10 protein-coding genes are annotated in these 10,472 nt (G+C 39.7%); all 10 read right to left on the reverse strand.

Going from position 1 to position 10,472, the window contains the following annotated elements:
- Nucleotides 1-138 precede the first annotated feature (138 nt).
- On the reverse strand, nucleotides 139-576 hold the full coding sequence (locus ORI98_RS05225; RefSeq protein WP_306134518.1) for a hypothetical protein: 438 nt from the start codon (nucleotides 574-576) through the stop codon (nucleotides 139-141).
- 116 nt (nucleotides 577-692) lie between these two features.
- Complete coding sequence (locus tag ORI98_RS05230; RefSeq protein ID WP_306134520.1) at nucleotides 693-1,445, reverse strand: HEPN domain-containing protein; 753 nt, start codon at nucleotides 1,443-1,445, stop codon at nucleotides 693-695.
- A gap of 90 nt (nucleotides 1,446-1,535) precedes the next feature.
- A complete protein-coding gene (locus tag ORI98_RS05235; protein WP_306134521.1) occupies nucleotides 1,536-2,015 on the reverse strand; it encodes a TIR domain-containing protein in 480 nt (159 codons plus the stop codon).
- On the reverse strand, nucleotides 2,012-2,653 hold the full coding sequence (locus ORI98_RS05240) for a hypothetical protein (RefSeq protein WP_306134522.1): 642 nt from the start codon (nucleotides 2,651-2,653) through the stop codon (nucleotides 2,012-2,014). The genes ORI98_RS05235 and ORI98_RS05240 overlap by 4 nt, the downstream gene beginning before the upstream one ends.
- 1,113 nt (nucleotides 2,654-3,766) lie before the next feature.
- Nucleotides 3,767-5,281, reverse strand: a complete 1,515-nt coding sequence (purF, locus tag ORI98_RS05245; protein ID WP_261299836.1) for an amidophosphoribosyltransferase — start codon at nucleotides 5,279-5,281, stop codon at nucleotides 3,767-3,769.
- Nucleotides 5,282-5,316: 35 nt separating this feature from the next.
- Nucleotides 5,317-5,805, reverse strand: a complete 489-nt coding sequence (locus ORI98_RS05250; protein WP_188842803.1) for a CvpA family protein — start codon at nucleotides 5,803-5,805, stop codon at nucleotides 5,317-5,319.
- Between the two features lie 178 nt (nucleotides 5,806-5,983).
- Nucleotides 5,984-6,658 carry a cell division protein DedD gene (gene dedD / locus ORI98_RS05255; RefSeq protein WP_306134523.1) on the reverse strand — a complete coding sequence of 225 codons (675 nt, stop codon included), beginning with the start codon at nucleotides 6,656-6,658 and terminating at the stop codon, nucleotides 5,984-5,986.
- 15 nt (nucleotides 6,659-6,673) lie between these two features.
- Nucleotides 6,674-7,981: a bifunctional tetrahydrofolate synthase/dihydrofolate synthase gene (gene folC / locus ORI98_RS05260; RefSeq protein WP_306134524.1), complete on the reverse strand. Its 1,308-nt coding sequence runs from the start codon at nucleotides 7,979-7,981 to the stop codon at nucleotides 6,674-6,676.
- Nucleotides 7,982-8,003: 22 nt separating this feature from the next.
- On the reverse strand, nucleotides 8,004-8,789 hold the full coding sequence (truA, locus tag ORI98_RS05265) for a tRNA pseudouridine(38-40) synthase TruA (RefSeq protein WP_306134525.1): 786 nt from the start codon (nucleotides 8,787-8,789) through the stop codon (nucleotides 8,004-8,006).
- A gap of 90 nt (nucleotides 8,790-8,879) precedes the next feature.
- Nucleotides 8,880-10,472 (reverse strand): FimV/HubP family polar landmark protein (locus ORI98_RS05270; RefSeq protein ID WP_306134526.1); only part of this gene is annotated, 1,593 nt, incomplete at its 5' end.

A 10,472-nucleotide genomic window follows, 5' to 3' on the forward strand; every position in this document is an offset into this window, starting at 1 on the left:
TAGAGAAATCGAAAGGGATAACAAAAATAAATACAGTCTTTTCAAAATAACCTCCTATGTTAATTTGGGTATAACGCTGCAAATCACCGGCGAGCGTCGCGAGTCCGAGTGAATTTGCTTTGTTATGTCTTTCTTCCATCAATAAATCACTACGTATTTTGACGTATCGCTACAAGCTTCGTGAAACCCTTTCAGCACAGGTCCATATTTTGCCTTAATTTTTCTCGTTTCTGGGTTTTTCGACTCTACCAGACACTCGAACATGCTCATATCGCCAACAAACAGATTCATGAATATAGTTTTGATTTTGCTGTTACTTGAAAAGCCACACCCTACTGGCGGCAGATACCAAGCCTTATGTACAGAATTAGAAATATCCCACTCCATTGATTCGATACAAGCCTCGTATGACTGAAAACTTACAAACCACCATTCCAGCTTCCCACTTTCCTTGTTCTTAGAAAATCCCTGCCATGGTTTCTCGGCAGTGTCATCATCCCAAACGCATCCTGACAATAAGAATATTGTGACTATGAGTAATACCGTATTCAGAGAGAATTTTTTTATGTGAAACATGGGTCGACCTTCAGACATAACGCCGCGCTAAGCGGACAAAAATAGTTGGTTAAAATTGTTGAGGCACGAAACATAACCAACTGTTTTTGTTCCGTTTAAGCGCCTTGTTATATGACTTACTCAGTAACGTGCCAGTCTTCCGCTAGTATATCGTGAATTGAAAATACATAAGGAAAATCACCGCCTTCAGCTTTCAAAAACATTGATTTTAATTTGTATTTTTTAGCTAGAAAACATGTGGTTAATTGAGGAATAAGCAAAAATACCGACTCAGCCCCTTGAGCTAATTTCATATTATTATCGGGCCGAAAGTTAGCATCATGAACAACTTTGTGTCTAATGGCGAAAGCTTCATTAAATATACTTTTCCAATCTGGAAACATATTGCTGACACATACAGATTGAAATACTTTGCCATTAAAACCACAAGGGTTTATTGACGTATTACAAATAGTATCTAAGAAATTAGCCCCCCAAAGTTGATAAAATGCATTTTCAAGGTCATTAACGTTTTGAAAATTGAAGCTCTTACTAAGCACTTCAATTGACGAAAGTTCCTCTGAATTATGAAACTTATCGATATTTTTAAATTTCTCTATGAGTTTATTCATTAACTCAGCGTCTATGGAGTGAACGTAAATAAATAAATCTCTGAAGAATGTTTCTAGTGAACTAATTAAGAATACAAAATATTGCCTATAAGCGACAGATTTAACTAATGAACTTCCTTTTAATGAGAAATGAGTTAATTTAGCATTTTCACTAAAATTGTTGAGATAATTAAAGCAAAGATCATCAATGCTTCCTCGACTATTTTTCAATGCTAAAAGTTCATCTCTTAATTTATCTGTAACTTTACGAGGCTTCATGGAACTCACTTGTCATATAACGCCGCGCTCTGCGGAAATTTAGGAGCGCCAGCGAGTAAATTTTCCGTAGCAGCGCCTTGTTAAGTGCTGCTATTTCCAAGTGTAAGATCTATCACTAGGTGCCTCTGATTTTTTACGATGATATTCGTCTGGGAATTTATCTAAGGCATGTTTAATTTTGCTTTGCTCAAATGGAACAGATACAAAATATGCATTGTTTTTTAATATTGGAGGAGTTCTTTCTGTGGAGGAATTACTTTTACACAAGTTTACAGCAATAATGGGGATGTCCATGCTCATTGCTACTTCAATTTCCCAACGGACGAACTTATACAGATTTTTTGTATTTTCACCAACAAGCAATATAGCCTGCTTAGTACTATTTAGGCGCTCTCTAAGCTTTCTCTTAATCGTTTCTTCTGATGCAGTTTTTCTTAAGTTGTTTAAATCATGAGCATCGTGAAAATTAAAGTCTATTTTGTCATTAGCTTTCCATGCGGTCATTAACCGATACATACGGATATCTGTATCCGCATCAAACATTACATATGTTTTATTCTTGTAGCTCATTTGTTTTCCTTCCCTGCATGATTCGGTATTGAGTTAGTGATGATTACTGTAAAAAATAGAAATGTATTTATTAGCTCACTCATAAAAACCATTCTAATTTCTTGAGTAAGCGGAGAAAAACCGCCATAAGTTAAAGTAAATGCATTGGCCACACTAAGGAATATTGCATTTGTTGTATCGATCAAATCATCAGGCCAGGCTATCATTTGGCTGTAATGAATTTCATATAAATAGGCGTAACACAACAAATAGTATGAGATGGCTAAAAGAGAATTAAGGAACTTTCTGTTTAGCGTATCGCGGTCAACTCTTTGGCCATATTTACTACCCCAAACATGATAATAAAAATAGGTGAATAGGTTAGAGAATAGAAGGTAGTATATGACCAGCTTGGGAAACACTCCGCTAGCCTCACAAACCCAAAGTGAAAATAGAAGGCCGAACTTAAATGCTTGATATATATCGATTGCGATATTGCAGCTTCGAATTATCTCTTGGGTTGATAGCTCTCCACCGCTACGCTTATGTAAAACACCAGTGCATAATTTTGCCAGAAACTTAAAAAATTCGACCAAGTTGCAATAGTACATGACCCTTACTAACGCATCGAAAAATGGGTAAATAAAACCGTTATTCATATTTTTTGTGGTACCTAGTTTAAAGCTGGCAAAGAATCAGAGCACTTAACAGCTTATTGAACGGCGCATCATTCAATGTCGGCCATTCAAGTTATTGATTAATAACATCCTAAATTTGCTATCTTATTGATGTAAAGCACTTTTTATTTCAAAAATCGCAAAACAAAGCGTGCAAAATGTTTTTCAATATTATTTTTCGACTTGCTTGCTGAAAAAACATTAAAAAATTAACATCTTATAAAACCATCACTTCAATAACATCTACTACTTATGAATGATTTTTGACCTTATATTTCGTCAATTTGCCGAAAATCATTACAACTGTATAAATGTACAGGTATAAATGAAAGCGGGCGAATTTATCAAACATAGAAATTAGTGGGGTTGAGTAAACATTAAAAAGGGAGTCGAGCGGTTCAAGTTATTGAATGGCTTCTTCTTCCCTAAATGGCGTGCTCGATGATTATGTTCGAGATTACCCAACTCTGTCCTTAATTTTTATAATTTAACCTATTTTATATTTTAAATTCAATATTTTACTTTGATTTTTGTTGATTAAGTCACAGTAGGCCATAACGGTAATCCAAACAATTGCCTGCCCTAGGCTGACCAGTAGCTGATATTTTGTCTTTTCGATTTTGCATCATTAGTCGTCTGTATTTAAAGATGGGTTGCTTAATTTGAATTGAGGCCATCGAGAAAAGATCGTGAGCTTGGCATGGATGCCACGCTAGCTTTCGTTGGGCCATGGACGGCCCATAGGAAGCGTTAGGATATTTTTTATATTAGGTGACAATGGCCGAAGCGGACTACATTTGAGGTTAAAAGCTGGATCGATCCCCATCGAAAATTATGCGCTTTTCAGCATTTTTCGTCTGGGGCGGCAGGGTGATCCAAGAGGGTATTGCTATTGATACACTCTTGGTCTGGTGTGGGTGAAATGCCACGACGTTAGTGGCCTTAGGCCATATTCCAAACAAACCTTGGGGCCAAACCAAGTCACAAAATAACTATTTTTATGCTGCCATGAAAAAAACCTATATTTTCAGGTCGTAGAAAACAAAAAACCTGCATTTAGCAGGCTTTTGTCATTACATCGACTAACGATTTAACTTAAGGATGACACTCATTGTGCATTTCTAAGTTAGTGCCGATATCTTTATTACGATTCGCTTTAGCATCATCATTACGCAATTGCATGATGTGGTCTAAATACGCTTGGTCTACATCGTTGGTGATGTAATGCCCATCAAATACCGATGTTTCGAAACGTTTAATTTCTGGATTTTCCATTCTAACCGCTTCAATTAAGTCGGTTAAATCTTGGAAAATAATGCCATCTGCACCAATGATTTTTGCAATTTCATCTGCATCACGACCATGGGCAATAAGCTCGTTAGTCGTTGGCATATCAATTCCATACACATTAGGAAAGCGAATTTCTGGTGCTGCTGAAGCAAAATACACTTTCTTAGCGCCGGCATCACGGGCCATTTCAATAATCTGTTCTGAGGTTGTACCACGTACAATAGAATCATCAACCAGTAATACATTCTTGCCTTTGAACTCGGCATTGATAGCATTCAGTTTACGACGCACTGACTTCTTACGCTCTTGTTGACCAGGCATAATGAAGGTACGGCCAATATAGCGGTTTTTAACAAAACCTTGGCGATATGGTAAGTCCATAGAACGAGCAATTTCGAGTGCAACGTCACAAGAGGTTTCAGGAATAGGAATAACTACGTCAATATCGTGTTCATCCCATTCTTTTTTGATTTTTTCACCTAACTTAGTGCCCATGTTTACGCGGCTGCCGTATACCGAAATATTATCGATAGTCGAATCTGGACGGGCAAAGTAAACAAATTCAAAAATACAAGGAGAATAACTTGGGTTAACGGCACATTGGCGAGTAAATAATTGGCCATCAAGTGTCACGTAAATCGCTTCACCTGGAGCCACATCACGCATTACCTCAAAGCCCACCGCATCTAAAGCAACACTTTCAGATGCCACCATATATTCAGTGCCAGATGCTGTTTCGTGCTTACCCAATACTAATGGGCGAATACCAAACGGATCGCGAAATGCCACCAAACCTTGACCAATAATCATAGCCGTAACAGCATAAGCACCACGCGTTTGAGCATGTACTTTACTGACAGCATCAAACACTTCGTCAGCTGATAAAGTTAAGCTACGAGTCTCTTGTAGTTCATCGGCCAATAGGTTCAATAAAATTTCAGAATCTGAAGTGGTATTGATATGGCGACGCTTGCTTAACAAGCTTGCGGCTAATTCAGTAGTATTGGTTAAATTGCCATTGTGAGCCAATGAAATACCAAACGGTGAGTTAACGTAAAACGGTTGAGCCTCCGAAGCACTTGAGCTACCTGCTGTTGGGTAACGAACATGACCTATGCCAGCATTACCTTGCAAACGTTGCATGTGCTTTGGTTCAAATACATCTTTAACCAAGCCATTTGCTTTACGTAAACGAAACGCATTTACGTCAACGGTAACAATACCCGCAGCATCTTGACCACGATGTTGCAGTACGGTCAATGAATCATAAATGGTTTGATTAACTGAAGACTTGCCTACTATTCCGACGATACCACACATGGGTAAGGTTCCTCACTGTAAGGTGTTTTATAGTTTTAGATTTTGGGTACAAAGCTTGATGTGTTTTCCAAGTAGTCAAAAAACCACTGAATAACCACACCAAATTCGGGTACGAGTACCGATTCCTTCCACCAACTGGTTGAGGGAAAACCGGTAAATGCATCCATGAAAAATAGTAACGCGCTGACGATTAACGCCCCGCGAATAGCACCAAAACACACACCAAGTACTCTATCTGTACCTGACAAACCGGTTTTAGCAACGAGTTGACCAAGAAGGTAATTAACTAAGGCACCAATAATGAGCGTTGCGATAAAAAGAATAGCAATAGCAACGCCGTTGCGCACCATTTCATCTTGCATTTGCGATAAATGAACGGCGAGGTCGAGATAAAACTGACTGGCGATAAAAAAAGCCGCAAACCATACCACTAATGACATGGCTTCTTTAGCAAACCCACGGACTAAACTAATCAGGGTAGATAAGCTAATAACAATAATAATTGCGTAATCAATCCAAACCATTGGGATGGGGATCCGGGTAACCTTTAAGACGGCGCGATTCTAACAGAGGTGAAGATTTTTCTCACCCCTATAGACCAAATTAATCATACATGAATGAGAACAATCAATTTGCACTATAAACAAATTAGCGCTAGGGCTGATAAAACGTTACAAAATCAGCCTCTAATGCCGACAACACTTACTTGTCCATCGGATCATAAACAACAATTTTGCCTTTCAACCCGGTTAATTTGGTAATTGCACCTTGGCGAGATTCCAGTTTTTGTTTTGATACTTCAGGGCCGACAAACACACGTGTCAATTTACCTTCGACGGGTTTTGTGGGTAGTGTATATGCGGTATAACCAGATAATCGTAATTGGGCGATTAGGGCTTCGACATTTTTGGCATTATTAAAGCCACCAAGTTGCAGTGTATAGCCTGACTTAATGATATTTTTTTGAGTTTGAGGTTTGTCGATAACCGTTTTTGCCGGTTCTTTAACTGCTGGAGTTTTAGCAACCACAACCTCTTTTGTCGTATCACTTTTTGTAGCAGGCTTAGCAGCTGGCTTGCTAACTGTGGCAGCATTAATGTTACCTAACGGAACCACATCATCATTGACGGCTTTATCAGCAAGCAAGGTTTGTTCTGCTTCATTTGGTTCAATATCGACACTGGCAACTTCAAGTACTTCAAACTCTTGTGGCGCCGCATTATTATTTTGATACTGATTGGTGGGACGTAAAGGAATTTCAGTAAACTCTTCTACTACTTTAGCTTTTTTACCATCCAAAAGATCAGGCAAAAAAATCACTCCAAGAGCGACAAGGACTATGGTGCCAACTAAGCGGTTTTGAAATTGACGTTTCAAGATAATTTCCCAGTGTTACAGTTTTGATTTAAAAGCAGCGACAGTATAAAAAGAGCCAAATACAATTACCACATCATCGGGTTGAATAGTAGTGCTAATCGATTGCCAAGCGGCATCAATATCATCAAAGGAGTTGATGTTTAATTTATTTTCAGATGTAGCTTGTGCTGGTTCAACAGTTAACAAATGGTGTTGCAATTGCATTGAGGTTGCACCTCGCTCAGTAGATAAGGTGACTAAATTCCATTGGTCAACCACCGCTATCAGCTCAGCAAAAACACCCGCAATATCTTTGTCTTTTAGCATGCCGCATAGTGCAATAACCTTACCTGATAGATTCGCTTTTTGCGCCAGCTTTTGACGTAATTGCACTGCTAAATATTTTGCTGCATGAGGGTTATGGGCAACATCTAACAACACCAGCGGAGCTTGACTCACGCATTCGAGCCGACCGGGTAATGTGGCTAATGCCAATCCGCGGTTGATATCTGCAATGCTAATTTGTGGCCAAATTTGATTAATTAAAGCGACTACGCAAGCAGCATTCGCTAAAGGCAGTGAAGGTACTGTTAAAGACGTCAATTGCTGCGCTTGAGTCGAGAATGACCAGCTGTCACCATTGAGTTGATATTCAAACTCATGGCCCACTCTTAACAACTGACACGCTATTTTCTGTGCATACTCAGTCACTGAGTGCGGCAAATTGGGTTCGCCAACTATACTGATACAGTGACTGCGGCATACGCCAGCTTTTTCCCGGCCAACTAATTCACGTGTATTGCCTAAATATTCTTGATGGTCTAAATCAATTGAAGTGATAATGGTTGCGGTAGAGTCAATCATATTCGTGGCATCTAAACGCCCCCCAAGACCGACTTCTAAAATGATCACATCTAATATAGCTTGTTTAAATAAGTATAAACCTGCCAGAGTCGCGTATTCAAAAAAGGTTAATGAGATATCAGTTCTGGCTTGCTCAATGGCCATAAAAGCTTCAATAAACTGTTCGTCAAGACAATCTTTTTGGTTGATACGCACGCGTTCGTTATAGCGTAATAAGTGCGGTGAACTGTAAACCCCCACTGTTTTTCCGCTTTGAATTAATACAGACTCAAGCATGGCGCAGGTTGTACCTTTACCGTTGGTTCCTGCAACCGTAATGACCTGCGCAGGCGCTAAATCCATTAGTCCTAAACGCCCAGCAACCTCAGAAACTCTGGCAAGTCCCATATCAATTTCACTTGGGTGAATGGCTAATAAATAATGCAGCCACTCATCTAAATTTGCTTGGAGATCGGGTATATCGATTTTGTTTGTATCCATCAGAAGTGGTTGCCTTAAAGTATTAATCCAGCATAAACAAAGGCCCTAGGGCCAGCTTTGGCAAATCATATTGCTCAGGATAGGTCACATCAACTAAATATAAGCCATTGGGTTTTGCGGTTGCGGCGGCTTGGTTTCGGTCTTTAGCGATTAATAATTGGCCTAACCAATCTATCGGTTGATTACCTAATCCGACCTCGATTAACGAGCCGACAATATTGCGCACCATATGATGTAAGAATGCATTGGCCTTAATATCAACCATAATATACATACCTTGGCGCGAGACGCGCACATGATGCACATTGCGAAATGGCGTATTGGACTGGCATTGTACAGCCCTGAAACTGGTAAAATCATGTTCGCCAAGTAACAGTTGCGCCGCCTGATGCATACGTGACTCATCAATATCACCATGATAATGACTCACGCCTTGGCGTAATATCCCAGGACGTAAAGCATGGTTGTAAATGATATAGCGATAGCGTCTAGCTGTGGCGCTAAAGCGCGCATGAAAGCTGTCATCGACTTCTTTTGCCCAGCGCACGGCTATAGAGTCCGGCAGCTGTGTATTGACCCCAAATGTCCATGCTGACATAGGACGCACGACATCGGTTTCAAAATGAACCACCTGACCCGTACCATGTACACCGGAGTCCGTGCGGCCCGCACACAGAACTTCCACTGGTTTATTTGCAATATACGAAAGCGCTTTTTCTAATTGTGCCTGAACAGAATCGACTTCAGCTTGGCGCTGCCAACCAAAATAATTACTGCCATCATATTCGACACCTAAAGCTATCCGCATAACTTGACCCTTTCACTTTAAAATGGCGCATATTTTAGCACAAAAAAAACGACGCATGTCTAAGCGTCGTTTTAAAAAAGTGCCCTAAACTCAGGTTAATTTTTTCAATAAAGAGTTTGCTTCAGCTTGTTGACGAGTATTACCATCATTTTGCACTTCTTTTAACAGTGCTTTGGCGCTATCTTCATCTTCAATTTCAATATAGGCGCGGGCTAAATCTAACTTGGCATTAACTGAGTTTTCTTCATCGTCGACATCGATCATATTAGTATTACCCAACAATGATCCAACCCCGCCCATATCAACATCAACATCTTTGTAATTATCTAATACCGGACCATCACCTTCGTCAGCATCATTAAGCAATTTATTAATATCAATAAAACCATTTTCTCGTTCAAAATTGCTCAGTTCTGCTTCAGTAATCTTTAGTGAATGAGCATCGCCTTCTTCTTTATCGAGTGCGGCAAGCGCTTCATCAACAGTAAGAGTATCATCGTCTAATATAAATTCGTCATCGGTAGAAAAGTCGTCTGAGAGGATAAATTCGGTTAAATCATCGTCGCTAAAATCTACGTCATCGTTAGTCTGTAGATTTGGAATGGTCTCTTTCTGAGATGAAGACAACTTAGATGCACTATTAAAGATATCCGTTTCCCAATCCAACATATTTTCTTGAGGCTTTTTAGCCGCTTTCAAATCATTGAAAAAACCTGAATCTTTTTCTACTTTAACATTTGTCTCTTTATTCTCACTGACAGCATCCGCATCTAACTCTGATGCTGAATCAGTTTCAAAGGTAAGTGGGTCAAAATCTACAGCAACGTCGTCCTGCAATGAAGACAAATCATCTGCTTCTGTGCCCATATTCGCTAATAGCGCATCAAGTTCACTTTCAGCATCAGATAAAATTGAATCATCAATATCATCAACCAATACACTGCCTGCATCTTTAACATCACCAGCTTTCAGCAGCTCAGATTCTAAGGTGTTTAAATCAAGATCGTCATCGGTTACTGTCGGTGCTTGAGCTTGTTCTAACTCTGAAATTAAACCCGTTAAATCATCGCTTTCATCATCAGCAATTATGTCTAATGACAAGCTATCATCGGCTTCATCTTCCATGCTAGCCAACTCTAAATCGGCAAGTAATGAATCTAAGCGCTGATCATTTTCAGGGACTTCTTCAAAATCTAATATTTCATCTGTCAAATCATCTGTTTGCGTATCAGTCTCATCCGAGTCGAAACTGGCTAACAAGGTATCAAGATCGCCATCACCTTCAAGTGGAGGTTCAGAACCTTGCTCATCAACAGACTCTCGTTCAGCCGTAATAGCCTCACTTAAATCTTCGCTATTATCGGTAATGTTATCTTCTTCTAAGCTATCCGCTGCGCTTGCTGCATCTTGTGTTTCGTTAGCATCTTGAGCATCAAAGCTGGCTAGCAGCGCATCGATATCATCATCTTCTGCAACATCTTTGTTAACAAGATCATCGTCTGATTCTAGTTCAGCGGCGATGGCATCGGCGAGATCTTCGTTATCATCGCCTGAGCTATCAATGGCTTGGCTATCATCGGCAGCGCTATATTCTGAGTCAGATGCAGCGCTTGCTGCATCTTGTGTTTCGTTAGCATCTTGAGCATCAAAGCTGGCTAGCAGCGCATCGATATCATCATCTTC

The organism is Shewanella sp. ULN5 (assembly GCF_030731885.1).
GTDB lineage: Bacteria > Pseudomonadota > Gammaproteobacteria > Enterobacterales > Shewanellaceae > Shewanella > Shewanella holmiensis.